Origin of the sequence: Mesorhizobium sp. M0410 (assembly GCF_040321435.1) — a bacterium.
Classification (GTDB): Bacteria; Pseudomonadota; Alphaproteobacteria; order Rhizobiales; family Rhizobiaceae; genus Mesorhizobium.
Genome location: NZ_JAMYRN010000006.1, coordinates 241771 through 266168, shown reverse-complemented (window position 1 = coordinate 266168; position 24398 = coordinate 241771). Strand labels below are relative to the sequence as shown.

Below are 24398 nucleotides of genomic sequence, written 5' to 3'. Positions count from 1 at the left end.
GTCACGCCAAGATAACAACCACTGCGACCACCCCGAACAGCGCAATCAGCAGCAAGTCGGCGACCTGGTAGAGTTTCAGCGCCCGTCGGACGTCGGTGCTCTCGACATCGTCGCGGCGGCCGCCCTCGCCCATCAACGCGTCTTCGACCATCACGCCGTCGTAGGAACGGGGGCCGGCGAGCGCCAGGCCGAGCGCGCCGGCCATCGCTGCCTCCGGCCAGCCGGCATTGGGCGAGCGGTGTTTTTTCGCATCGCGCCGCACGGCGTGCCAGGCGGCTTTGGCGTCGGCGCCCTTGACCAGGAAAGCCGCAAGCACGATCAGCAGCGCCGTCAGCCGCGACGCCGGCAGGTTGATCCAGTCGTCGAAGCGCGCAGCCGCCCAGCCGAAGGCTTCGTGGCGCGGCGTGCGGTGGCCGATCATCGAATCGGCGGTGTTTGCGGCCTTGTAGGCGACGCCGCCGGCGAGCCCGCCAATACCGATCCAGAAGGCCGGCGCGACGACGCCGTCGGAGAAATTCTCGGCAAGACTTTCGATCGCTGCGCGGCAGACAGCGGCCCTGTCGAGCTTTTCCGGATCGCGGCCGACGATCCTGGAGACGGCGATGCGGCCCATGTCCAGTCCGCCGCTGTCGAGTGCGTCGGCCACCGCTTCGACATGCTCGGCCAGGCTCTTCTGCGACAGCAGCGACGTCGCCAGGATTGCGGTGACCAACAAGCCGAAGGGAATGCTCCAAAGCATGACTTCGATCCAGAAGGCGAGGGCGGCCGGCACCAGCACGATCACCAGCAGCGCGACGACGCCCCAGCGGCGACGGTCGGCGTCGGAATCAGTGGCGCGGTTGAGCCTGCGGTCGAGAAAGGATATCAGCCTGCCGAACCAGGTGACGGGATGGCCAATGGCATCGAAGAGCCGGGCCGGGTAGCCGAGTACAAGTTCGATGGCCAGCGACAGGAAAGTGATCAGGATCGACATGAAGTCTCTTGATGGGGTGACGGCGGCAGTGGACCACGGCGGAAGCCTTGGCCGGGCGAGGGCGCTTTTCCCTCACGCGCCGCTGCCTTTCGTCGACCTCTCGACCGGGATCAATCCGCACTCCTACCCGCTTTTCGATTTGCCCGCCACCGCCCTGTCGCGATTGCCGGAAACGGCGCGCAGCCGCGACTTGGCTGAAGTCGCGGCAAGCGCCTATGGCGCGCCGTCGGCGGCGAACGTCGCGGCGGCGCCCGGCACGCAAATCCTGTTGCCGCGCGTCGCTTCGCTGGTCAGCCCGGGCAAGGTGCTGGTGCTCGGGCCGACTTATGCCGAGCATCGGCGGGCAGCAGCGATCGCCGGCCACGCGGCGGCTGAAGTCGATAATTTCGAAGCCCTGGCGGCGGCCAACCTTGCGATCGTCGTCAATCCAAACAACCCGGACGGGCGCGTCGTCGAGCGCGAAAGATTGCTTCGACTTGCCCGGGCATTACGCGCCAGAGGCGGGCTGCTGGTCGTCGACGAGGCCTTCATGGATGTCGGCCCGCGCAGCGAGAGCCTGGCCGGCGACGTCGACCAGGGCGGCATCGTCGTGCTGCGCTCGTTCGGCAAGTTCTTCGGCCTGGCCGGCCTGCGGCTTGGGTTTGCATTGGCCGACGCGCTGATGGTCGAGCGGCTGGAGGCGCAATTCGGGCCATGGGCGGTTGCCGGGCCGGCGCTCGAATATGGCATAAGGGCGCTTGCCGACACCGGCTGGCAGGCCGGGATGCGGCGCCGTCTGGCCGAGGACGCCGCACGGCTCGACACGCTGTTCGGCCGCTTCGGCGTGCCTGTCGCCGGTGGCACCACGCTGTTCCGCTATCTCAGGCTGGCGAACGCTGCCGGCCTGTTTTCGGCGCTTGGCCAGCGCGGCATCCTGCTTCGGCATTTCGCCGATCGTCCGGATGTGCTGCGCGCCGGCCTGCCGGGAGCCGACGAAGAATGGCGGCGGCTCGAATCCGCACTTGCCGGCTGGGCCTCGCGGCGCGACGATGATGCCAAGGGAGAAACGACCCAATGATCCATGTCTGCTCGCTGTCCAAAGTCGAGGAAACGGTAGCGAAGACCGGCGCCGGGCGGCTGCTTTCGCTGCTCGCCGCCGGAACGGAGGTGGTGCGACCGGCCTCGATCACCAGGGAAAACCATCTGCATCTGGTCATGCACGACATTGCGGTGGCGCAGGAGGGCATGACCATGCCGGGCGAGGAGCACGTTGTGACCCTGCTCGATTTCGCCCGCCAATGGGATCGCTCGCGCCCGCTGGTGGTGCATTGCCATGCCGGCATCAGCCGCTCGACCGCCTCGGCCTATATCATCGCGGCAGCGCTGGCGCCGAAGCGCGACGAGGCCGAGTTGGCCGAGACTCTGCGCAGGCTGTCGCCGACGGCGACACCCAATCCGCGGCTGATCGCGATCGCCGACACGCTGCTCGATCGCAGGGGCCGAATGATCGAAGCGATCCAGGCGATCGGGCGCGGCGCGGATGCTTTCGAAGGCACACCGTTCGAATTGAAAATCTGAGCCTAAAAACAAGTTCCAGGAAAGAGCGCAGGAGTTCTAGGACACAGCCAAGGAGCGAATGATGATCGGGAGAATTTTGGCAATCGTTGTTGGCGTGGTCTGCACGACAGGCAGCGCCATGGCCGCCTCCATGCCGGCTCTCAAGTCGATCGACCTGGCAGCGCTCCAAGCCACTGTCGAGCGTTTGGCCAAGGAACTTATGCTGCCCGGTGCTATGGTTTTGCTCAAGACTCCGCGGGGCAACCTCGTCTTCGGCTACGGTACGACTGAACTGGGTGCCACGAACCCGCCGCGCGCCGATACCCACTTCCGTGCGGCCTCGAACACCAAGACGATGACCGCCGCTGTTATCGTGCAACTGGTGCAGGAACGGAAACTGAGCTTCGCCGATCTGATCTCGAAATACGTCCAGCGCGTTCTCAACGGCGACGAGATAACCATTCGACAGCTCATAACAATGCGGAGCGGCCTCCCTAACTTCACAAATGCGCCGGAACTTGCCGAAAGCCTGGACAAGTATCCTTACAGGGTATGGACCGCCGATGAAGTACTCGGTATGGCGTTCAAACGGCCGCCGGACTTCGCGCCGGGTGCCGAATTCGAGTACAACAACACCAACTACTATCTGCTCGGCCTTGTTGCCGAGAAGATCGACGGCAAGCCGCTCTCGACCATCTTCCGGGACCGCTTGTTCGGGCCGCTCGGCATGAAGAACACGGCGTTGCCGCCGAGCACGTCGAACGCCATCCCCGAACCATACTCAAACGGTTACCTCTACGGCAGTACGTCGTACGCCCTGGCTGATGCGCCCTATCCGGACGACCTCCAGGCTGCGGCCAGGGCCGGAACGCTCAAGCCCAACGACGACACATGGCAGAACCCGTCCGCCTACTTTGCGGCTGGCGGAGTCATCTCCACCGCCGATGACCTCGCGACGTGGATGCGCGCGCTGGTCGGGGGCAAGCTCTTCAATGCCGACTTCCAGCGGCAGTGGCTTGCAAGCCCTGTGGCGCCGGAGCCGGGCGAACCCGCCATGCAAAAATACGGCTATGGCATCCTAACGCTGACCTTCGGGCCTAACGTAATCTACTATCACGAAGGCGAGATGCCCGGTTACCAGTCCTTCATGGGCTACGATCCGGCCAATGACGTCACCCTGGTCATATGGACCAACCTGACTCTCGCGCTCGACGGCCAGGCGACCGCCAACACCTTGATGGTGAAGATACTGGACGAAATCTACACGGTGTCGCCGCTTCAAGAGGGGAAGTGAGGATCCTCGCGCGCGAATGGAATCGCCCCTCGTGAGCGAGGCCTGAGCTGGTGGGATCAAACACCTACGCCAGCCAATCCGCCAGCTTGGCCTTGCGCATGTCCCTCACCAAGCCGATGAAGCCGTCGGCCTGATGCTCGGCGGTGAGCCGGCCTTTTTCGGCGGTGGCAATGCTGGCGTCGCCGACCACGCCATTCGGGTTGAGATCGCTGGCGATCCAGGCGAAGGCGTGCGTTCCGGTGTGGCGCAGCAGCGAAAATTCCTTTTCGGCGCGGGCAACCTTGGACACGAAATTGTCGGCCTTGGCCATATCGACGAGGTCGGACCGGAAATGCAGCATCAGCGAGGTCTCGACGTCGCCGCCATGAATGCCGTGGCGGTCTTCGAGATCGGTGTACATACCGGCCGGCCGGCCAAAGCGCTGCCAGCTGGTCTTTAACGCCAGCATCTTTGCCCGCACACGCAATTCGCGCGTGACGATGCCCATGATCTCTTCATTGCCGCCATGCGAGTTGACGACAATCAGTTTTCGGACGCCGGCGCGCGCGACCGACAGGCCGAGTTCGGTCCATGCCTCGACCAAGGTCGTCGCCGGCAAAGTGAGGGTGCCGGGCGCATGCAGGTGCTCGTTCGACTTGCCTACCGCCTGCACCGGCAGGATGCGGATGTCGAGATCGCCGGGCAGGCGGGCGATCACCGTTTCCAGCATACCGTTCATGATCGAGGTGTCGGTCGAAACCGGCAGATGCGGCCCGTGCTGCTCGATCGCTGCCAGCGGCAGAACGGCAATGGTCGCCTCAGGATCGATGGTCGCGTATTCGGTGGTCCGGTAGTCACCCCACCATACGCGCTTTTTTGTTCCGGCCATTTTGAACCTCGAAGAGACTGAATGGGCGTTTGCGCTGCCCCTCACCCTTAGCCTCTCCCCGTGAAGGACGGGGGAGAGGGCGATCGCCAGCGTTCCGGCTAGCCCTGTCCCCGTCACTACACGGGGAGAAGGTGCCGGCAGGCGGATGAGGGGCAGCGCCAACCTTTGTCGTGTAACTTGAGATCATCGGCCTGTCGATTCCAGCCGCTGGCCAGCGCCTGCTCAACCCGCAGCGATGACCTCGATCTCGACCTTGAATTCCGGCCGGGCAAAACCGGAAACGACCATCAGCGTCGAAGCCGGCGCAGGGCTGGCGAACAGCCGGTCGCGAACTTCCATATAGGGGCGCAGGAAGGCGCGGTCGGTGACGTAGGCGTTGATGCGGACGATGTCGGACAGGCTGAGCCCGGCCTCGCCGAGAATCGCCGATATATTCTGGAAACAGAGCTCGGCCTGCGCGCCGGCGTCTTCCGGGATCTGGTCGTCCGCTGTGATCGCAACTTGGCCCGAACACAGCACCAGCCGCTTGCCGGGTGGCAACTCGACGCCGTGGCTGTAGCGGGCGAAGGGCGGCTTGATCGACTTCGGCGTGAGAAATTTGAACATGGCAATCTCCGTTCACGGCAGCCTATCGCATCGGCCCGAAAATCGAGATCGATTTTCGGAAAGCACGATGCGACAGGATACGAAGTTTTAGAGCGTACTTTGTGCGTCCAAGTGGACGCACGTCGCTCTAATGCGGGATCGATGCGGGCATCAAGATGGCGGTGCATGTCACGAGGGCGATTGTGGACAGGCGATCAAAAAATAGGCACGATGCCTTTCGTACAGCATGACCCGTCCGGCCTTCGCGCCGCCATTGCACAGGCGGGCATTGCACAAGCGGGCGGTCCCGGCGCAACGCGCCGGTGGCATGTGTCTTGCTTCTTGAAACAATGGTGTCGAGCCCGCCGCGTAATGCGCCGGAGCGAACAAAGGGTGGTGTGGATGTACGGAAAACTGAAGATTTCGGCCGGCGCGATCGTGCTGCTTGGCGCAGGCACGCTTGCTGCGGCAGCGAACGAAAAAGTCACCTTCGGCACCAATTGGTTGGCCGAGCCGGAGCATGGCGGTTACTACCAGGCGGTGGCGGATGGCACCTATGCGGCCTGCGGCATCGACGTGACGATCATGCAGGGCGGCCCACAGGTCAGCGGCCGGCCGCTGCTGCTGGCCGGCAAGATCGATTTCTACATGGGCGGCAATTTGCTGTCGGCCTTCGATGCCGTGCAGCAAGGCATACCGATGCGCGTCGTGGCCGCCGACTTCCAGAAGGACCCGCAGGTCATCATGTCCCATCCCGGCCAGGAGCTGGACAAATGGGAAGACCTGAAGAACGCCGACCAGTACATCCTCGGCGACGAAGGTGCGCAGACCTTCTTCCAGTGGATGGTCACCGACCTTGGCTTCGATGCCGCCAAGCGCGTGCCATACACCTTCAACCCTGCGCCGTTCATCGCCAACAAGAAGTCGATCCAGCAGGGTTACGTCACCTCGGAGCCATTCGCCGTTCAGAAGCAGGGCGGTTTCACGCCGAACCAGTTCCTGCTGGCCGACTATGGCTGGGACACATATGCAACGACGGTCGAGACCATGCAGGAGACGATCGACAAGCGGCCCGAGGTGGTCCAGTGCTTCGTCGATGGTTCGGCCAAGGGCTGGTACAATTATCTCTACGGCGACAACAAGGCCGCCAACGAAATGATCAAGAAGGAAAATCCGGACATGACGGATGAGCAGATCGCCTTCTCGATCGAGCAGTTGAAGAAGTTCGGCGTGGTCGATTCCGGCGACAGCGAAAAGCTCGGCATCGGCGCCATGACCGACGCGCGCATCCAGAGTTTTTACGACAAGATGGTCAAGGCGAAGGTCGCGCCGGCGGGCATCGACATCAAGAAGGCCTACACGCTTTCCTTCGTCAACAAGGGCGTCGGGCTCGACCTGAAGAAGTAGACCGTGAAGCTGGAGAAAGTGGCGCAACAGCCAGGAAGTGTACCGGGGCCGACGCTGTTGGCGCTGCGTGGCGTCGGCAAGGTTTTTTCCAACGGCGTCACCGCGCTCAGCAATGTCGAGCTGACGATCCGGGAAGGCGACTTCCTCAGCCTGCTCGGCCCGTCCGGCTGCGGCAAATCGACGGCGCTGCGGCTGATTGCCGGCCTGTCGACGCCGACCTCGGGCCTGCTCGACTGGCGCGGCAGCGGCGCCCGCGATCGTTCGAATATCGGCGACCGTTCGAATATCGGCTTCGTCTTCCAGGAGCCGACGCTGCTGCCCTGGGCCGACGTCTTCGACAATGTCTGGCTGCCGCTGCGGCTGAAGGGCGTGTCGCGGGCCAAGGCGGCACCGACGGTGATGGAGATGCTGGCACGGGTTCACCTGACCGGCTTCGAGAAGGCGGTGCCGCGCGAACTGTCGGGCGGCATGAAGATGCGCGTCTCGATCGCCCGCGCCATGGTGACCAAGCCGCGGATTCTGTTGATGGACGAGCCGTTCGCGGCACTCGACGAGATCACCCGCTTCAAGCTCAACAATGACCTTCTGGAGCTATGGCAGGATGAGCATTTCACCGTCGTTTTCGTCACCCACAGCGTCTTCGAAAGCGTTTTCCTCTCCAACCGCGTCGTCGTCATGGCGGCGCGGCCGGGCCGAGTGTTCGCGGAGCTTGCCGTCGACGCGCCCTATCCGCGCGACGAGGCGTTTCGCACCTCGCCCGACTATGCCGCGCTCTGCCGCCAGGCATCCGACGTGCTGATCGGCGCCATCAACTCAACTGCCGGACCGCATCATGACGGCCATTGAAGAACCAGTCCTGGCGCTCGACCCGGAGGAGGCGCGCCGCGTCCGCCAGGAGCGCTTCGAGCGCATCGGCAGATGGCTGCTGCCGCTGGCCATCATGATCCTGGCGATCTGGCTGTGGGACCGTGTCTGCGTCTGGAACGACGTCCCGAAATACATCCTGCCGCGTCCCGGCGTGGTGCTGCAGACGTTGCATGACGATGCCGGGCTGCTGTTCTCCTCGCTGCTGGTGACACTCAGGATCACCTTCTTGAGCCTGCTTCTCGCCGTCATCGGCGGCGTCGGGCTGGCGGTGCTGTTCGCTCAGTCGAAATGGGTGGAGATGTCGTTCTTTCCGTTCGCCATCGTGCTGCAGGTGACGCCGATCGTCGCGATCTTTCCGCTGATCAACATCTATGTCGACAACCAGACGACAAAGCTTTTGCTTTGCGCCTGGATCGTCGCCTTCTTCCCAATCCTTTCCAACACCACGCTCGGCCTCAATTCGGTCGACCGCAATCTGCGCGACATGTTCAAGCTCAACGGTGCGACCCGCTGGCAGCAATTGCGCTATCTGCGGCTGCCGGCGGCGATGCCTTATTTCCTCGGCGGGCTGAAGATCGCCGGCGGGCTGTCGCTGATCGGCGCGGTGGTGGCCGAGTTCGTCGCCGGCGCCACCGGCCAGTCGTCTGGCCTCGCCTCGCGCATCATCGAGGCCGGCTACCGGCTCAACGCACCAAGGCTGTTCGCCGCGCTGATCCTGATCTCGCTCACCGGCATCCTGATCTTCCTGGTTCTGTCGCTTGTATCGCATCTCATTTTGCGGCGCTGGCACGAGAGCGCACTGAGGCAGGAGCGGTAGGCATGGTCGGCGCCGTTACCCCCCTCTGTCCTGCCGGACATCTCCCCCTCAAGGGGGGAGATTGGACCTCATTTCGGATTTCGCCAATTACTGACGTGGCAAGGCGCGTGCCCCGGTTGAAGCTGCCGATCTCCCCCCTTGAGGGGGAGATGTCCGGCAGGACAGAGGGGAGTGCGGCTTGATACCAGCCTCTGGTCCTTATCATCTTGCAAACGTTCGTGTTCATCAGTCGCTGACGCCAGGACTGGCCGCAGCATTCGATGCCGACGGCTTTGCGCTTACGGATATCGCCGTCGCCAACGGAAAAATCTCCAGCATTGCAGCACATCAGCGATCCAATGCACCGGCAGGCGCCATCGACCTCGGCGGCCGGATCGTCTTGCCCTGCTTCGTCGACTGCCACACCCATATCGACAAGGGCCATATTTGGCCTCGAACGCCCAACCCGGACGGCACCTTCATGGGCGCGCTGAACGCAACGGGCGCCGACCGGGCGGCGCGCTGGAGCGCCGACGACGTTGCCCGCCGCATGGATTTTTCGCTGCGCTCGGCCTATGCGCATGGTACCAGGGCGCTGCGCACGCATCTCGACAGCGTTGCGCCGCAGGAAGAGATCTCCTGGCCGGTGTTCGAGACGATGCGGGATAAATGGCGCGGCCGCATCGAGCTGCAGGCGGCCTGCCTGCTCGGCATCGAGGGCGTGCGCGACAGGAAATGGTTCGAGAGGCTGGCCAAGCGAGTGGCTGCGGCCAACGGCGTGCTCGGCGTCGTCACCTATATGGTGCCGGATCTCGAAGAACTACTTGACCAGGTATTTGCGCAGGCGATCGAGCACGGCCTCGATCTCGATTTCCATGCGGACGAGACCGACGATATCGCGGCGATCTCGCTGAAGAAAATCGCCGAAGCCGCCCTTTGGAACGGTTTCGAGGGGAACATCCTGGTCGGCCATTGCTGCTCGCTGGCGCGCCAGCCCGATCTTGACGTGCTCGACACGCTAGACAAGGTCGCCAAGGCCGGCCTGGCGGTGGTGTCGCTGCCGATGTGCAATCTCTATCTGCAGGACCGGCGCGGCGACAACACCACGCCGCGCTGGCGCGGGGTGACGTTGCTGCACGAGATGAAGGCGCGCGGCATTGCCGTGGCCGTCGCTTCCGACAATACGCGCGACCCGTTCTACGCCTATGGCGATCTCGACATGCTTGAGGTTTACCGGATGGCGACGCGCATCCTGCATCTCGACCATCCCGTCGCCGACTGGCCGCAAGCGGTGACTTCGACGCCGGCCAAGGTGATGCGGCTCGACGGTTTCGGCACGCTTGCCGCCGGAGCGCCGGCCGATTTCGTCGTCTTCAAGGGGCGGAGCTGGACGGAATTGCTGTCACGGCCCGAATCGGATCGCATCGTTGTACGCGACGGCCTGGCGATCGAGCGTCAGTTGCCCGATTATGCCGAACTCGATGATCTGATGGTGGAATGATGGATATTGCGGCGCTCAAGCGCGACCTGTACGGTTTGAAGATCGACGACCATCCGGCGATCGTCCAGCAGAAGAGCCGCGACTTCTACTGGTACAGCCCGGTGCTGAAGCAGCAGCTCGATCACGTCACCGGCGACCTGATCGTGACGCCGAAAACCGAAGACGAGGTCGTCCGCATTCTCGCCGCCTGTCACCGGCATGGCGTGCCGGTGACGCCGCGCGGCAGCGGCACTGGGAACTACGGCCAAGCGATGCCCTTGTCCGGCGGCGTCGTGCTCAATCTCGCCGAGATGAACGCGGTCAAGACGATCGCCCCCGGCCGTGTCGTCACCGACCCCGGCGCCGTGCTCGCCGACATGGACAGAGCGACGCGGGCGCATTCCGGCCAGGAGCTCCGCATGTCGCCGTCGACCTACAACACGGCGTCGATCGGCGGCTTCGTCGCCGGCGGCTCCGGCGGTATCGGCTCGATCCGCTGGGGCGGACTGCGCGACCTCGGCAATGTCATCCGGCTGAGGACCGTGACGATGGAGGCTGAGCCGCGTGTCATGGAGCTCACCGGCGAGGACGTGCTGAAGGTGATGCATGCCTACGGCACCAACGGCATCATCACCGAAGTCGAGATGCCGCTGACCGCCAGCTATGACTGGATCGACGTCATCGTCGGCTTCGACGATTTCATGGATGCGGCCGGGTTCGGCAACGACCTCGCCATCCAGGACGGCATACTGGCGAAACTGATCACGCCGATCGCAGCACCGATCCCCTACGATTATTTCAAGCGCCACCAGCGGTTTTTCCGGCGCGGCCAAAGCATCGTCGTCCTGATGATCGCACCGCATGCGATGGATGCCTTCCTTGCCTTCACGGCGCGCAGCAAGGGCGAGATTGTCTTCCGGGCCGACAAGGAGGCCGATCTCAAAGGGTTGCCGCCGGCCTATGAGCTGACCTGGAACCACACGACGCTGCGTGCCATCCGGGTCGATCCGACGATCACCTACCTGCAGACCCGCTACCCTTCGCCGGACCACCTCGGCCACGTCAAGGCGATGGTCGATCGCTTCGGCGACGAGGTGCCGGCGCATCTCGAATTCATCCGCTTCGACGGCGCCATCGGCATCGCAGGGCTGCCGCTGGTGCGTTTCACCACGGCGGAGCGGCTCGACGAGATCATCCGCATCCACGAGGACAATGGCTGCTGGATCTTCAACCCGCACCGCTACACGCTGGAAGAAGGCGGCATGAAGCGCACCGACGAGGTGCAGCTCGCCTTCAAGCGCGAAACCGACCCGCAAGGGCTGCTCAATCCGGGCAAGATGATCGCCTGGGAAAATCCGGACTATGATTATCGCTCGGGCAAGTCGTTTCTGTTCAAGGGGCTGGAGAACGCGGGTTGAACATCCTCGTCCTCTACGCTCATCCGGTGGAGACCAGCTTCAATGCCGGCCTGCACCGGACCATCGTCGAGCGCCTGAAGGCGGCCGGCCATGTGGTAGACGACTGTGACCTCTATGCCGAGAATTTCGATCCCAGGCTGACGCGCGCCGAACGGATGTCCTATCACGACGAACGCAGCGACGGCGATCCGGCGTCGCCTTATGTCGAGCGCTTGCTGCGGGCCGAGGCGCTGGTGCTGTCGTTTCCGGTGTGGAACTTCGGCTATCCGGCCATTCTGAAAGGCTTTTTCGATCGCGTCTTCCTGCCCGGTGTGTCGTTCAAGCTGGTCGCCGGCAAGGTGCAGCCGTCACTGCACAATATTCGCAAGGTGGTCGCCGTCACAACCTATGGCGGCAGCCGGTTCCGAGCCATGCTGATGGGTGACCCGCCGCGCAAGCTGGTCAATCGGGTGCTGCGCGCGACGATCCAGCCCGGCGGGTCGGTTTCCTACCTTGCGCATTACTCGATGAACCAGTCGACCGAGGGCAGTCGGACCAGGTTCGTGGCGAAGGTCGCGGCCAGGATGGACGCGCTCTGAGGTGCGCTACATCCGCACCCGTGCCGCCTTCGGATCGTACATCGGCTTAAGCGACGCCTCCGCCGCAAAGCGCTCGCCGGCGATCTCGATCTCGTAGGACGACGACAGGACATCCGCCTCGCTCTCGCCCTTGCAAGGCACGTAACCAAGCCCGATAGCGCCGCCGAGATGATGGCCGTAATTGCCCGAGGTGATCGGACCGACGATCCTGCCGTCGCGCAGGATCGCCTCGTTGTGGAAGAGCAGCGGCTCGGTGTCGTTCAGGCGGAACTGCACCAGCCGACGTGATAGGCCGGTTTCTTTCTTCTTCAGCACCGCATCGCGGCCGAGGAAGTCTCCCTTGGCCGTCTTCACGGCAAAGCCAAGGCCGGCCTCCAGCACATTGTCTTCGTCGGTGATGTCGTGGCCGAAATGCCTGAAGGCCTTTTCGATGCGGCAGGAATCCAGTGTGTGCAGGCCGCATAGCTTCAGGCCGACGTCGGCGCCGGCTTCTTCTATAGCCTCGAAGACGTGGGCGGCCTGATCGGTCGAGACATAAAGCTCCCAGCCGAGCTCGCCGACATAGGTGACGCGGTGGGCGCGGGCCAGCCCCATGCCGATTTCGATCTCCTGAAACGTCCCGAACGGGTTGTTTTCGTTTGAAAAATCGTTGGGGCTCACCCTTTGAATCAGCTTTCTCGCATCCGGGCCCATCAGGCAGAGCACGGCTTCGGCAGCGGTCACATCGGTGATGACGACGAACTCGTCGGCAAGGTGTTTTCGCAGCCAGGCTAAATCGCGCTGCAGCGTCGCACCGGGCACGACGAGGAAGAAGGCTGTTTCAGACAGCCGCGAGACGGTGAGGTCGCTCTCGATGCCACCGCGCTGGTTGAGCATCTGGGTATAGACGATCTTGCCCGGCGCCACATCCATGTCGTTGGCGCAGAGCCTTTGCAGGAAGGCGCAGGCGTCGCGGCCTTCGACGCGGATCTTGCCGAACGAGGTCATGTCGAACAGGCCGACGCCGTTCCTGACCGCCAGATGCTCCTCACGCTGGTTGTCGAACCAGTTCTGCCGTTTCCAGGAATAGCGGTATTCGCGCTCCTGGCCGGGCCTGGCGAACCAGTTGGCGCGCTCCCAGCCGGCGACCTCGCCGAACACCGCACCGCGCGCCTTCAGATGCTCATGCAGCGGCGAGCGCCTTATGTTCCGCGAAGTCGCCATCTGCCGGTAGGGGAAATGATCGGCGTAGAGCAGGCCGAGCGTTTCGGAAACGCGCTCCTTGAGATAACGGCGGTTCTTCTGGAACGGCTGAGCGCGGCGGATGTCGACCTCCCAGAGATCGAAAGGCGCCTCGCCGTCATTGATCCATTGCGCCAGCGCCATGCCGGCGCCACCGGAGGAGACGATGCCGATCGAATTGTAGCCGGTCGCCATCCAGTAGCCGGAAAGCTCCGGCGCCTCGCCGAGATAGTAGCGATCGTCGGGCGTGAAGCTTTCGGGGCCGTTGAAGAAGGTGTGGATGCCGGCGGTGCCCAGCATCGGCATGCGGTTGACGCCCATTTCGAGGATCGGCTCGAAGTGATCCATGTCCGCGGGCAACTGGTCGAAGCAGAAATCCTCGCTTATGCCGTTCATGCCCCACGGCTTGGCTACCGGTTCGAAAGCGCCGAGCATCATCTTGCCGGCATCTTCCTTGTAGTAGGCGCACTCGTCCGGGACGCGCAGCACCGGCAGGCGGGAAAGCCCGGCGATCGGTTCGGTGACGAGATAGAAATGTTCGCAGGCGTGCAACGGGATGGTGACGCCATTCTGGGCGCCAAGCTCGCGTGCCCACATGCCGGCGCAGTTGACGACGATGTCGGTATCGATCGTGCCTTGCTCGTCGCCCTGCGCCCAAGACACTCCGGTGACGCGGCCGGCCCTGGTATGGACCTTGGTCACCTTCACATTCTCGACGATCGTCGCACCACGCTGGCGCGCGCCCTTGGCCAAGGCCATGGCGATGTTGGCGGGGTCGCACTGGCCGTCGAGCGGCAGATGCACGGCGCCGACCACATCGGATACATTGAGATGCGGGTACATCTGCTTGACTTCACGTGGCGAAATCTCGCGCACGTCGACATCGAAGGCGCGGGCGAGAGACGCCTGCCGATAGATCTCGTGCTTGCGCTCCTCGGTCAGCGCCACGGTGATCGAGCCGACCTGGCGCATGCCGGTGCCGACATCGGTCTCGGCCTCGAGCTTGACGTAGAGGTCGGCCGAATATTTCGCCAGCCGCGTCATGTTCTGCGAGCCGCGCAATTGGCCGATCAGGCCGGCAGCGTGCCATGTTGTGCCTGACGTCAGCTGCTTGCGCTCGAGCAGCACGATATCGGTCCAGCCGAGTTTGGCCAGATGATAGGCGACCGAACAACCGGAGACGCCGCCGCCGATGATGACCGCCCTTGCTTTGGGAGGAATGGCCTTAGTCGGAATGGCTTTGGTGGGCGGGGCGCTCATGCGGCCTCGCGGCGATAGCTGGATGCGAAGCGGCGCAGGCGTGTGGCAGCCTCCATCAGCACCGGCTCAGGCTGGCAGAGGCTGAAGCGGATGTGGCCTGCTGCGGCCGCGCCGAAGCTCGAGCCGGGCATAACGCCGACCTTCTCCTGGTCGAGGAAAGCCCAGGCGAATTTTTCGTCGTCCGGCTCGATCGCCGATATGTCGAGCATCACATACATGCCGCCTTCGGAGCCGCGCACGGTGACGTTGTTCATACCGCGCATGGCATCGAGAACGACGGCGCGCCTCGCGGCATAGCGCTCGGCGATCTCCTCGACGCCGTAGCCGTTTTCGAGCGCCTCGGCGCAGGCGAGGCTGATGAAGGCCGGCAGGCCGTAGGTCATCACCAGATTGAGGTCGGTCAGCAGCGAGATCATCTCCTCGGGCCCGGTCAGCCAGCCCATGCGCCAGCCGGTCATGCCGTGGCTCTTGGACATCGAATTGATGACTAGCGTGCGTTCCGTCATGCCAGGCAGTGAGCGTGGTGAGACGTGCTCGCCGCGGCCCAGCGTCCAGTAGACCTCGTCCGACAGGAGCCAGAGGTCATGCTCGCGGCAGATCTGCGCCAGCTCTTCCAGGCGCTCGCGCGAATAGACGGCGCCCGTGGGATTGTTCGGCGTGTTGATCAGGATGGCGCGGGTGTTCGGCCGAAGGGCGGCGCGGATGTCGGCGGCGCGCGGCTGAAAGCTGTCTTCGGCGGGGGTCTCGACGACGCTGAACTCGGCGCCCGCCGCACTGAAGGTATTCGGATAGGTGGCGTAATAGGGCGCAACGACAATGGCATGGTCGCCCTGGTCGAGAACCGCTTGAATGGCCGCGTAAAGCGCGGCCTGCCCGCCCGGCGTGGCGATGACCTGGTCGGGGCTGGTCGCAACCCCGGTGCACCGCGTCGACGCCGCCGCCATCGCCTTGCGCAGGCGTGGAACGCCGGCAAGCGGCGTGTAGTGGTGATTGCTGGCGCGGACGGCCGTCACGCAGGCTTCGATCGTCTCGCCCGGCGTGTCAAAATCATGGTCGCCGACCGACAGCATGATGATGTCCTCGCCAGCCTGCTTGCGCGCCCAGGCAGCGGAATGGACCTCCCAGCCATCCTTGCCCGAGGGCACGATGCCGGAAATGCGCGATGATGGCCTAGGCATTATGCTACTCCCGAAATTTCGTAGCCGGCTTGTTCGAGCCGGTCGCGCAGCGCGGCGATGTGGGCCGGTCCGACTTCGCAGCAGCCGCCGACGATGCCGGCGCCAGCCTCGACCCAGCCGATCGCCTGGCCGGCATAGGCATCCGGATCGAGGTCGTGGCGGGCGTGCAGCACTTCCACGGTGCCGCCATGCTTGAGTGCCTCGACCGAGGTGAAGCCGTTGGCATAGGCGCCGACCGGCCCGCCGAGGGCGATCAGTTCGGGGAGCGCTGCAGCGATCGCCTCGGGCCGGCAGCAATTGATCAGCCGGGCCGCGACGGGCAGGCCGTCGAGAGCGCTTGCCGCCGCCGCAATGGCTTCGCCGCTGCGCAGGCGCGGCGCGCCGTGGTCGGCGAGCGTCCACGACACCCATACGGGCTTGCCGCTTTCCGATGCCGCGGTGACGGCGGCGCGCGCCTCTTCGGCCGACGCCATGGTTTCGCACAGAAACAGATCGACGCCGTCCGCCTGCTCGGCAACGATACGGCGATAGACGTCGAGCGTATCCTGGAAGGATATCGTCAGCGCTGGCGCATAGCTGCCGAACAGCGGCGACAGGCAGCCGGCGATCGCCGCGTCGCCGGCCTGGTCGCGCGCTTGCCTTGCCAGTTCGATGCCGCGCTTCTGCAGCGGCTTGAACAGCTCTTCCGCGCCTTCGCGCGCCAGCCGCTCCGGCGTTGCGGAATAAGTGTTGATGGTTATGACGCGGGCGCCGGCGCGGATAAATTCGGCATGCAGGTCGCGCACCAGATCCGGTTCGTCGATGAGCACCCTGGCCGACCACAGCGGCGTCGGCTCGGAGCTGCTGCGGCGGACCAGCTCTTGGCCCATGCCGCCATCGGTGAGGATCACTTTCTTCATGCTCTGAGCCTCTCGTTCTTTGGATCCCATAACGGCTCATCCTCCTGCACGACCGCCCGAAAACGTTCGCCGAAGATCTCGACCTCAACTGCCGTTCCCGGCTCGGTCAGGTCGGAGCGCAGCATGCCGAGCGCGATCGACTTGTCGATGCGATGACCCCAGCCGCCGGATGTCGTCTCGCCGACGATCCGGCCGTCATGCCACAGCGTCGACATATAAGGCGCATCGCAGTCGCCGGGGTTTTCGACGACAAGCGTGACGAAGCGTTTCTTGACGCCCTGCTGCTTCTCGTTCTGCAGTGCTGCCTTGCCGCGGAAGTCAGGCTTGTCCCATCTGACGAAGCGCTCCAGCCCGCCCTGCAGGATCGAATAGGCGGTCGACAGGTCGCCCTTCCAGGTGCGGTAACCTTTTTCGAGCCGCAGCGAATCCAGCGCGTACATGCCGAACGGTTTCAGGCCGTGCTTCTGGCCAGCTGCCCAGACGGTGTCGAAGATCGCTGCAGTATCATCGATCTTGCTGTGGATTTCCCAGCCGAGCTCGCCCGCGAAGGACACGCGCACCAGCTTTGCCCAACGTCCGGCGATACTGGTCTCCTGATGCGTCAGCCAGGGCAGGGTGAGGTCGGCCGCGCAGAGTTCGGCCAGGATTTTTCGCGAGTTGGGGCCGGCGAGGATCTGGGTAGAGTATTCCTCCGTCCTGTCGATCAGCTTGAATGTGGCGTCCTTCGGGATGCGCGACTTCAGCCATTCGAGATCATGCCACTGAGCCACAGCGGCGGTGATCAGCGTCATCAGGTTCTCGTCGTGGCGGACCACCGACATCTCGGTGACGATGCGGCCCTTGTCGTCGGCAAAATAGACGAGGCCGATGCGGCCGGGTTTCGGCACCAGGCCTGTGACCTGGAGGCTGAGCCATTCGGCCGCACCTGGACCATCGAGATTGAAACGGGAAAAGCCCGGCAGGTCCAGAATGCCGGCGGCATCGCGGACGGCGAGGCATTCTTGGCGCACACGATGCTGCCACGGCCCGTCGCGACGGAAAGTCAGCGTGGCTTCTTCGGAGACGTCGTCGCCGGGCTGAGCATACCAGGTGGCGCGCTCCCAGCCATTATAGGCATCGAACTGGGCGCCGAGTGCCTTGATGCGGCCGTGGAGCGGCGACAGCTTGCGGTCGCGTCCGGCCGGCCAGGCATGGCGCGGGAACTGGATGGCGTATTCGTTGCCGTAGATTTCCATGCCCTTGGCAACACAATAATCCGGAGCCGAGGCGAAGGCGGTGAAACGGCGCGGATCGCAGGACCACATATCCCATTCGGTCTGGCCCTCGGTCACCCATTCGGCCAGCACCTTGCCGGCGCCGCCGCCCTGGGCGATGCCGAAGGTGAAGACGCAGGCCTCGAAGGCGTTGGGCACGCCGGGCATCGGCCCGATCAGCGGGTTGCCGTCCGGCGCGTAGGGGATCGGCCCGTTGATGACCTTGGATAGGCCGGCGGTGCCGAGGATCGGCACGCGGGCGACAGCATCGGCCAGGTAATCTTCCAGCCGATCGAGATCGTCGGGAAACAGCTGGAACGAAAAGTCGTCGGGCATCGGGTCGTTGTGGCCGACCCAGTGGGCGCGGCAATTGCGCTCATAAGGGCCGAGATTCATGCCGTTCTTTTCCTGGCGCAGATAATAGGACGTATCGACGTCGCGCAGCAGCGGCAGCTTCTTGCCCTGTTCCTTCGACCACGCCGCCAGTTCGGGGATTTCCTCGAACAGGATATATTGATGGCTCATCACCATCATCGGCACCTCGCGGCCGAACATCCTGCCGATCTCGGCGGCGCGGTATCCGGCGGCGTTGACGACGATCTCGCAGCGGATCTCGCCTTGCGCCGTCTCGACCACCCACTCGTCGTTTTCTCGGCGCACGCCGGTGACCGGGCAGAAGCGGATGATCTTCGCGCCCATGTCGCGGGCACCTTTAGCCAGCGCCTGGGTCAATTGCGCCGGGTCGATGTCGCCGTCATTCGGATCGTAGAGCGCGCCTTTCAGCTCATGCGTCTCGATGAAGGGGTAACGACGCTTGATCTCGTCGAGCCCGACGACATCGATGTCCATGCCCTGGTAGCGGCCCATGCCCTTGGCGCGCTGGAATTCCTGCATGCGCTCCGCGCTATGGGCTAGCCTGAGCGAGCCGGTGACGTGGTAGTTCATTGGATAGCCGACCTCGTCGCCCAGCCGGCGATAGAGTTCGGTCGAATATCGCTGCATGTTCATCAGCGACCATGACGAGGAGAAAGTCGGCACGTTGCCGGCGGCATGCCAGGTCGAGCCGGAAGTCAGCTCGTTCTTCTCCAGAAGCACGCAGTCGATCCAGCCCGCTTTGGCGAGATGATAGAGCGAGGAGGCGCCGACGACACCGCCTCCGATGATCACAACGCGTGCCGTGGTCGGCAAACCGGCCATGTTCTTCTCCGACTATTTGTTTTGATGCATGTCGTTGTCCCAAACCGCCACGCACTTTTGGGCGACATGCATTCGTTCAGTAGACAGGCGGCGAAACCACCCAGATGACGACAGCCGGCTCGGCTCCAGGATTGCGCCAGCGGAACGGCTTGCCGTCGAAGCGGAAGGAGTCGCCTTCGCCAAGCCGGTGCCAGACGCCAGCAATTTCGATGTCGAAGCTGCCGGAAGCGACGTAGCCGGCTTCCTCGGTCGGCCGGCGCGCCTCGGTCTTCAGCTCGGCACCCGGGGCGAAGGCCGAACGCAGCATCTCGAAGCTACCGCCGAGATCGGGCGACAGCAGCTCCTCCACCAGGCCAGAATCGCTTGTGCCAAGCACGCGTCGGCTGCCGGCGCGCACGACCACGCCGCGCTCGGTCTCGACAGGCACGTCATGGCTGAAGAACAGGCTGACCGGCACGCCGAACAATTCGGCGAAGGCTCTGAGGTCGCCGAGCGACGGGATCGACAGGCCGCGCTCGACCTGGCTGACCCAGCCGACGGAGCGGCCGAGCTTGAGGCCGGTCTCGGCAAGCGTCAGTCCGCGCGCCTTGCGCAACGCGCGGATGTCGCCGGCCAGCAGCCGTTCGCCGCTGTCTTGTTCCGATCTGGCCGCGGTTGAGGGCAAAGCTGTCCCTGTTTCGGTGAAAAATTCCCAGCAAATTTCATGTGAAGGCACGTTTGTGAAAAAATCAAGAGGATTTTCATGCGCCCACAAGATTTACTTGCGCCATTTTGACGGTTCGGGCAAAGGCTCGGCGCACGAGCGGCGAGTGGGGCGTCCGGTCGAGGCGGATAGGCTTATCGGGCGTTCAAAAAGACGCGCAAGGATGCTCCATCACTTCTAGTCGGCGCATGATCCTTCCGGAGAATCGGGTTCGGGATCATACGCAAAGGGACGGCCATGCTGGAAAACAACTCCCGGATTGCGGCGGCGATCGTCGATGACGCGATCACCTCGCGTCGATCGGTACGCGCCTTCTTGCCCGATATGATCGACGACGACACCATCCGCGATATTCTCGCCGTTGCCGCGCGCGCGCCCTCAGGCACCAACATGCAGCCCTGGAAGGTCTATGTGACCAAGGGGGAGGTCAAGCAGCGCATCACCGATGCCATCCTCAGCTCGGGCATCCGCGCCGAAAAGGCGGAGTGGGACGAATATCGCTACTATCCCGACCAGTTCTTCGAACCCTATCTGACGCGGCGGCGGGCCAACGGCTTCGGTCTCTACGGCGTGCTCGGCATCGGCCGGCGCGAGGTCGACAGGATGCGCGCGCAGCACGACCGCAACTTCATCTTCTTCGATGCGCCGGTCGGCATGATCTTCACCGTCGACCGGCGGCTGAACAAGGGGTCGTGGATCGACTACGGCATGTTCCTGCAAAACATCATGGTCGCGGCGCGGGGCAGGGGCCTGCACACCTGTCCGCAAGCTGCCTTCGCGCCCTATCACCGGCAGATCAGGCCGGTGCTCAACATTCCCGACGAGGAGATCGTCGTCTGCGGCATGGCGCTCGGCCATGAGGACACGTCCAAGCCCGAAAACGCATTCCGCACCGACCGCGCGCCGCTGGAAGAGTGGGTGACGTTCGCCAGCTAACGTGGCGACGCGCCGCCTGAGTTATTGCACGTCGTAGCCGACTTCCTCGCTGGCGTGGCAGAGTGCCTTCCAGAACGAGCGTGCGAACGAGCGGAACACGTAGATGTCGAACTGATCGGCCGCGGTGCGCTGGATCTGCGCGAAGACGTCGTGATGCATGGTCGAGCGGCCGGCGCCGATCGGGAAGGCCGGCAGCGCGAAGTCGATGGCGAAGAATTTCGCCAGCACCCACTCGGCCTTCGGCCCGGCGATACGGATCGCGGTGCGGCCGTGCGAAAGGTCGGTGACCGTACCGATGGCCGGAGTGACGACATCGGCAAAGGCCGTCGCCAATCCCTCGGCTTCATCGACAACCGTAAATTTTCCCGGCGCAAAGCCGAACACCGACCTGGCGCCGTTCGTCACACCGCCGCCGGCGCCGTCGGGCAAAGTCAGGCCGGTGACCGTATGGATGCCGGCCATCAACGTCTTCTCCTCGCCGGGCCAGGCGGCGAGCTGCAGAATCGACCCCGGCCTGGTTTCGGAGAGGATGATTTCGACGCCGTGCTCGAAATCGCCATGCGAGCCCGGATGCAGCACCGGCTCAAGCGGTGATTGGCGTTCAACCATGCATGCGGCTCCCGTCCGGATCGAAGAAATGGTTGGAGACGATCTCGACCGGCCCGAACCGGTTGCGCAACGGGTCGGAAACGTAGGCACGCGAGCCGCGCCGCGCCTTGCCGCCCTTGACCAGGGCAAGCGCGATATATTTGCCGAGCGCCGGCGAATAGCAGCAGGCGGTGATGTGGCCAAGCGAGCCGTGGGGATTGGCTTCGTCAAGCTGCTCGACGATGTGTGCGCCCCCATTGAGCGGCTGGTTGTCGAGCGAAACAATACCGACGAGTTCCAGGCGGTCGGGTGCGATCAGCCCCTCGCGATCCATCATCGCCGAGCCGATGAACGGCTTCTTCTTCGACAGCATCCAGTCGAGATGCAGGTCGCGTGCCGTGGTACGGCCGTCGATCTCGGCACCGGTGACGTGGCCTTTCTCGATGCGCATGGTGCCCAGCGCCTCCAGCCCGTAGGTCACCAGCCCGAACGGCTTGCCGGCTTCGATGAGCGCCTCCCAGACATAGGTGCCGTAACCGGCGCCGGAATAGACCTCGAAGGCCATTTCGCCGGAGAAGGACAGCCGGCAGATCATCACCGGCACGCCGGCGATTTCGCCGTGGACGATGGCCATGAAGGGCAGTGCGGCATTGTCGACGGCGGTGCCGCTGACGCAAGCAGCCAATATCTGCCTTGCCTTCGGCCCGCCGATGGCGGCACCGGCCCATTGATCGGTTACCGAGGTGACGTGGACCTTCAGCTCCGGCCAGATCACGTCGAGGAAATACTCCAGATGCTGCATCACCTTGCCGGCATTGGCGGTGGTGGTGGTCATCAGGAAATCCTGCTCGCCGAGCCGCCATGTTGTGCCGTCGTCGAAGGCGAGACCGTCCTCGCGCAGCATCAGCCCGTAGCGCGCCTTGCCAACGGCCAGCGTCGAAAACATGTTGGTGTAGACGCGGTCAAGGAATTCCGCCGCGTCCGGGCCTTGCACGGCGATCTTGCCCAGTGTCGAGACGTCGACGATGCCGGCGCTCTCGCGCGTGGCTCTCGCTTCGCGCACATAGGCCTGCTCGATCGTCTCGCCGGGATGGCCATAGATCATCGGCCGGTACCAGAGGCCGGCCGAATACATGGTGGCGCCGTTGGCGACGTGCCAGTCATGCATCGGCGTCAGTCGCTCGGGTTTCAGATCGCCGAAGCGTTCGGCGGCAAGCGAGCCGATCGATACCGCCGAAAAGGGCGGGCGAAAGCGCGTCGTGCCGACCTGCGGGATCGGCTTGCCCAGCGCCTCGGCCATTATGGCCAGGCCTGGTATGTTGGAACTCTTGCCCTGGTCGGTCGCCATGCCGAGCGTGGTGTAGCGCTTCAGATGCTCGACCGAGACGAAGCCTTCCCGATGCGCCAGCCGCACGTCGTCGGCCGTCACATCATGCTGGAAATCGACGAAGCTCTTTCCACTGGCCCTGATCTCGAACACCGGCGCCGGATCGGGATCGCCGGGAGCGGCTTCGACAACCGGCAAGGCCGCCGGCGTGCCGGTTCCGCCCGTCGCGGAAAAACCGGCGGCGCGACCTTCGGCGATCGCCTCGGCGGTGGAGAAACTGCCGGTGAAGGCGCCGGCGCCGATCCATTGCCGTGTTGTAGGTTTCGGCGGCAGGAACGCTTGCAACGTTTCGTTCCATTCCGCCTTGGCGCCGGCCTGGCTGGCCAGATGGATGGTCGGCGACCAGCCGCCCGACATCAGCAGGCAATCGGCGTGGATGCTGCGCGCATCGCCGGAAAGCGCGCCACTCGCCATATCGAAGCGCTGCACCTTGAAGCCGGACAGCGCCTTGCCGCCCTCGGTGGCGATCACCGCGTGGCCAGAAAAGATCTCGGCCTCGGTTTCGCCGGCCAGCTTGCGCATCTCGCTCGAAAGCTCAGGGCGTACGTCGACGATGGCGACGACCACGGCGCCGGCCTTCTTCAGCGCCAGGGCCGCGCGATAGGCGCTGTCATTGTTGGTGAACAGCCCGATCCTGTCGCCGGGCAGCACGCCATATTCAGTGGCAAAACGCTCGGCCGCATGCGCCAGCATCACGCCTGGTCGATCATTGCCCGGAAAGACCAGCGGACGCTCCAGGGAGCCGGTGGCCAGCACCACCGACTTGGCGCGGATTGTCCAGTAGCGATGGCGGGGTTCGCCCTTGCCGGGCGTTTCCTTGTGGTCGGTGACGCGTTCGAGCGCAGCAAGCGTGTTGCCGTCATAATAGCCCCAGACCGTGGTGCGCGGCAGCAGGCGGACATTGTCACGGCCTTCGAGCTGGCCAGCGGCGCGCGCCGCCCAGCCGGGGGCCGGCATGCCATCGATCGTCTCGCCCGACCAATTGGCCGAGCCGCCGAAATGCGGCTCGAGCTCGGCCAGGATGACGCGTGCACCCTGATCGGCAGCAGCCCTGGCGGCCATCAGCCCGGCCGGGCCGGAGCCGACTACCAGCACATCGCAAAACGCGTTCATGCGTTCGTAGCGCGCCGTATCGGGAGCCGTGCCTGCCTTGCCCAGGCCGGCGGCACGGCGGATGAAATGCTCACAGAACATCCAGAAGCGTGTGCCCTTCAGCGGACCGATCACCGGTCCCATGAAGGTCTTGTAGTAGAAGCCGGCCGACAAAAGCTTGCCGCCGAGCTGGTTCACGGCACTGACGTCCCAGGCAAGTGAGGGGAAACGGTTCTGGCTGATTGCGGTCAGCCCGTCATAGATCTCGACCATGGTGGCGGGAATGTTCGGCTCGCGAACCTCGCCCCTCAACACGGTGACCAGCGCGTTAGGCTCCTCGACGCCGGCGGTCAGCACGCCGCGGGGACGGTGATATTTGAACGAACGCCCGAACAGGGTGACGCCGTTGGCCAGCAGCGCCGAAGCCAGCGTGTCGCCGGCGTGGCCGGTATAGGGCGCGCCGTCGAAGGTGAAACGAATGGTCCGCAGCCGGTCTATGAGGCCGCCGGCCTCGGTACGGCGCGGGCTCATGGCTTGTCCTCGGCCCGGTGCCGCGCAACCGAATTGTGATCGCCGCGCGCGAACGCGGTGCTGGAGATCTCGTGCGTCAGCGTGTTGCGCACGACCCTGAGATGGGCGCGGCAGCCGCCGGAATGCTGCCAGATCTCATTGTGGTCACCGGCCGGGTTCAGCCGGTCGTAGACATAAGCGTTCCAGGCGTCGAGATTCTGCGAGGCGGGCTGTGGGCGCTGGCGATTGCCGTCGCCCTGATAGGTGAATTCGATCACGTCGCGCGGGCCGCAATAGGGGCAGGTGATGAGCATGGATCTCTTAAACTTCTCGTTTGACCACGATCTTGTCCGAAAACCGGTTTCCACTTTT

General features: G+C 64.1%; 21 protein-coding genes. 10 read left to right on the top strand and 11 right to left on the bottom strand.

Annotated elements, in window-relative coordinates; translation table 11 throughout:
* Position 1: 1 nt before the first annotated feature.
* Positions 2 to 973, bottom strand: coding sequence for an adenosylcobinamide-phosphate synthase CbiB (gene cbiB, locus NKI63_RS11155; RefSeq protein WP_352505718.1), 972 nt, complete (start codon positions 971 to 973; stop codon positions 2 to 4).
* Here cbiB and cobD point away from each other — a divergent pair.
* From cobD to NKI63_RS11140, 3 genes are all read left to right on the top strand, one after another.
* Positions 972 to 2030 carry a threonine-phosphate decarboxylase CobD gene (cobD, locus tag NKI63_RS11150; protein WP_352505719.1) on the top strand — a complete coding sequence of 353 codons (1059 nt, stop codon included), beginning with the start codon at positions 972 to 974 and terminating at the stop codon, positions 2028 to 2030. The two genes, cbiB and cobD, sit on opposite strands and share 2 nt — an antisense overlap.
* The gene (locus tag NKI63_RS11145; RefSeq protein WP_352505720.1) at positions 2027 to 2530 is read left to right on the top strand and encodes a tyrosine phosphatase family protein; all 504 of its coding nucleotides are present in this window, start codon (positions 2027 to 2029) and stop codon (positions 2528 to 2530) included. Before cobD ends, NKI63_RS11145 begins: the two co-directional genes overlap by 4 nt.
* A gap of 61 nt (positions 2531 to 2591) precedes the next feature.
* Complete coding sequence (locus NKI63_RS11140; protein ID WP_352777492.1) at positions 2592 to 3803, top strand: serine hydrolase domain-containing protein; 1212 nt, start codon at positions 2592 to 2594, stop codon at positions 3801 to 3803.
* Between the two features lie 64 nt (positions 3804 to 3867).
* Here the strand turns inward: NKI63_RS11140 and NKI63_RS11135 are convergent, their stop codons facing one another.
* Positions 3868 to 4671 (bottom strand): creatininase family protein, encoded by an 804-nt coding sequence (locus NKI63_RS11135; protein WP_352505723.1) that lies wholly within the window; start codon positions 4669 to 4671, stop codon positions 3868 to 3870.
* Positions 4672 to 4893: 222 nt separating this feature from the next.
* Positions 4894 to 5277 (bottom strand): RidA family protein, encoded by a 384-nt coding sequence (locus tag NKI63_RS11130; RefSeq protein ID WP_352505724.1) that lies wholly within the window; start codon positions 5275 to 5277, stop codon positions 4894 to 4896.
* A 381-nt stretch (positions 5278 to 5658) separates the two neighbouring features.
* Here NKI63_RS11130 and NKI63_RS11125 point away from each other — a divergent pair, with 381 nt between their 5' ends.
* The 6 genes from NKI63_RS11125 (at position 5659) to NKI63_RS11100 (ending at position 11802) form a co-directional block, all read left to right on the top strand.
* The gene (locus NKI63_RS11125) at positions 5659 to 6663 is read left to right on the top strand and encodes an ABC transporter substrate-binding protein (protein WP_352505725.1); all 1005 of its coding nucleotides are present in this window, start codon (positions 5659 to 5661) and stop codon (positions 6661 to 6663) included.
* Positions 6664 to 6666: 3 nt separating this feature from the next.
* Positions 6667 to 7509, top strand: a complete 843-nt coding sequence (locus tag NKI63_RS11120) for an ABC transporter ATP-binding protein (protein WP_352505726.1) — start codon at positions 6667 to 6669, stop codon at positions 7507 to 7509.
* Positions 7496 to 8347, top strand: coding sequence for an ABC transporter permease (locus NKI63_RS11115; RefSeq protein ID WP_352505727.1), 852 nt, complete (start codon positions 7496 to 7498; stop codon positions 8345 to 8347). Before NKI63_RS11120 ends, NKI63_RS11115 begins: the two co-directional genes overlap by 14 nt.
* 178 nt (positions 8348 to 8525) lie before the next feature.
* On the top strand, positions 8526 to 9827 hold the full coding sequence (locus NKI63_RS11110; RefSeq protein ID WP_352505728.1) for a cytosine deaminase: 1302 nt from the start codon (positions 8526 to 8528) through the stop codon (positions 9825 to 9827).
* Positions 9824 to 11224, top strand: a complete 1401-nt coding sequence (locus NKI63_RS11105) for an FAD-binding oxidoreductase (RefSeq protein ID WP_502896041.1) — start codon at positions 9824 to 9826, stop codon at positions 11222 to 11224. Before NKI63_RS11110 ends, NKI63_RS11105 begins: the two co-directional genes overlap by 4 nt.
* Positions 11221 to 11802, top strand: a complete 582-nt coding sequence (locus NKI63_RS11100) for an NAD(P)H-dependent oxidoreductase (protein WP_352738707.1) — start codon at positions 11221 to 11223, stop codon at positions 11800 to 11802. Before NKI63_RS11105 ends, NKI63_RS11100 begins: the two co-directional genes overlap by 4 nt.
* Before the next feature lie 6 nt (positions 11803 to 11808).
* Here the strand turns inward: NKI63_RS11100 and NKI63_RS11095 are convergent, their stop codons facing one another.
* The 5 genes from NKI63_RS11095 to NKI63_RS11075 all read right to left on the bottom strand — a co-directional run bounded on the left by NKI63_RS11095 (position 11809) and on the right by NKI63_RS11075 (position 19474).
* Entirely contained in the window at positions 11809 to 14283 is a 2475-nt protein-coding gene (locus NKI63_RS11095; protein WP_352505729.1) for a GcvT family protein, read from the bottom strand.
* The gene (locus tag NKI63_RS11090) at positions 14280 to 15461 is read right to left on the bottom strand and encodes a pyridoxal phosphate-dependent aminotransferase (protein ID WP_352505730.1); all 1182 of its coding nucleotides are present in this window, start codon (positions 15459 to 15461) and stop codon (positions 14280 to 14282) included. The genes NKI63_RS11095 and NKI63_RS11090 overlap by 4 nt, the downstream gene beginning before the upstream one ends.
* On the bottom strand, positions 15461 to 16360 hold the full coding sequence (locus NKI63_RS11085; protein WP_352821457.1) for a homocysteine S-methyltransferase family protein: 900 nt from the start codon (positions 16358 to 16360) through the stop codon (positions 15461 to 15463). Before NKI63_RS11085 ends, NKI63_RS11090 begins: the two co-directional genes overlap by 1 nt.
* Positions 16357 to 18810: a GcvT family protein gene (locus tag NKI63_RS11080; protein WP_352821454.1), complete on the bottom strand. Its 2454-nt coding sequence runs from the start codon at positions 18808 to 18810 to the stop codon at positions 16357 to 16359. The genes NKI63_RS11085 and NKI63_RS11080 overlap by 4 nt, the downstream gene beginning before the upstream one ends.
* Positions 18811 to 18886: 76 nt before the next feature.
* A complete protein-coding gene (locus NKI63_RS11075) occupies positions 18887 to 19474 on the bottom strand; it encodes a helix-turn-helix domain-containing protein (protein WP_352505733.1) in 588 nt (195 codons plus the stop codon).
* A 276-nt stretch (positions 19475 to 19750) separates the two neighbouring features.
* Between NKI63_RS11075 and NKI63_RS11070 the strand changes: the two genes are divergently transcribed.
* The gene (locus tag NKI63_RS11070) at positions 19751 to 20449 is read left to right on the top strand and encodes a nitroreductase (RefSeq protein WP_254818152.1); all 699 of its coding nucleotides are present in this window, start codon (positions 19751 to 19753) and stop codon (positions 20447 to 20449) included.
* A gap of 21 nt (positions 20450 to 20470) precedes the next feature.
* Here NKI63_RS11070 and NKI63_RS11065 read toward each other — a convergent pair whose 3' ends face one another.
* Genes NKI63_RS11065 through NKI63_RS11055 form a run of 3 tightly spaced genes read right to left on the bottom strand, consistent with a single transcriptional unit; the run spans position 20471 to position 24340 of the window.
* A complete protein-coding gene (locus NKI63_RS11065) occupies positions 20471 to 21058 on the bottom strand; it encodes a sarcosine oxidase subunit gamma (protein ID WP_352505736.1) in 588 nt (195 codons plus the stop codon).
* Positions 21051 to 24047: a sarcosine oxidase subunit alpha gene (locus tag NKI63_RS11060; protein ID WP_352821449.1), complete on the bottom strand. Its 2997-nt coding sequence runs from the start codon at positions 24045 to 24047 to the stop codon at positions 21051 to 21053. The genes NKI63_RS11065 and NKI63_RS11060 overlap by 8 nt, the downstream gene beginning before the upstream one ends.
* Positions 24044 to 24340, bottom strand: a complete 297-nt coding sequence (locus NKI63_RS11055; protein ID WP_023676536.1) for a sarcosine oxidase subunit delta — start codon at positions 24338 to 24340, stop codon at positions 24044 to 24046. The genes NKI63_RS11060 and NKI63_RS11055 overlap by 4 nt, the downstream gene beginning before the upstream one ends.
* Between the last annotated feature and the right edge of the window lie 58 nt (positions 24341 to 24398).

Bases quoted from the DNA above. Each gene is read 5' to 3' on its own strand.
- NKI63_RS11070 (WP_254818152.1), top strand. From the start codon at position 19,751: ATGCTGGAAAACAACTCCCGGATTGCGGCGGCGATCGTCGATGACGCG.
- cobD (WP_352505719.1), top strand. From the start codon at position 972: ATGAAGTCTCTTGATGGGGTGACGGCGGCAGTGGACCACGGCGGAAGC.
- NKI63_RS11090 (WP_352505730.1), bottom strand. From the start codon at position 15,461: ATGCCTAGGCCATCATCGCGCATTTCCGGCATCGTGCCCTCGGGCAAG.
- NKI63_RS11065 (WP_352505736.1), bottom strand. From the start codon at position 21,058: ATGGTTGAACGCCAATCACCGCTTGAGCCGGTGCTGCATCCGGGCTCG.
- NKI63_RS11060 (WP_352821449.1), bottom strand. From the start codon at position 24,047: ATGAGCCCGCGCCGTACCGAGGCCGGCGGCCTCATAGACCGGCTGCGG.
- NKI63_RS11140 (WP_352777492.1), top strand. From the start codon at position 2,592: ATGATCGGGAGAATTTTGGCAATCGTTGTTGGCGTGGTCTGCACGACA.
- NKI63_RS11085 (WP_352821457.1), bottom strand. From the start codon at position 16,360: ATGAAGAAAGTGATCCTCACCGATGGCGGCATGGGCCAAGAGCTGGTC.
- NKI63_RS11125 (WP_352505725.1), top strand. From the start codon at position 5,659: ATGTACGGAAAACTGAAGATTTCGGCCGGCGCGATCGTGCTGCTTGGC.
- cbiB (WP_352505718.1), bottom strand. From the start codon at position 973: ATGTCGATCCTGATCACTTTCCTGTCGCTGGCCATCGAACTTGTACTC.
- NKI63_RS11115 (WP_352505727.1), top strand. From the start codon at position 7,496: ATGACGGCCATTGAAGAACCAGTCCTGGCGCTCGACCCGGAGGAGGCG.
- NKI63_RS11130 (WP_352505724.1), bottom strand. From the start codon at position 5,277: ATGTTCAAATTTCTCACGCCGAAGTCGATCAAGCCGCCCTTCGCCCGC.
- NKI63_RS11095 (WP_352505729.1), bottom strand. From the start codon at position 14,283: ATGAGCGCCCCGCCCACCAAAGCCATTCCGACTAAGGCCATTCCTCCC.
- NKI63_RS11135 (WP_352505723.1), bottom strand. From the start codon at position 4,671: ATGGCCGGAACAAAAAAGCGCGTATGGTGGGGTGACTACCGGACCACC.
- NKI63_RS11055 (WP_023676536.1), bottom strand. From the start codon at position 24,340: ATGCTCATCACCTGCCCCTATTGCGGCCCGCGCGACGTGATCGAATTC.
- NKI63_RS11105 (WP_502896041.1), top strand. From the start codon at position 9,824: ATGATGGATATTGCGGCGCTCAAGCGCGACCTGTACGGTTTGAAGATC.
- NKI63_RS11145 (WP_352505720.1), top strand. From the start codon at position 2,027: ATGATCCATGTCTGCTCGCTGTCCAAAGTCGAGGAAACGGTAGCGAAG.
- NKI63_RS11080 (WP_352821454.1), bottom strand. From the start codon at position 18,810: ATGGCCGGTTTGCCGACCACGGCACGCGTTGTGATCATCGGAGGCGGT.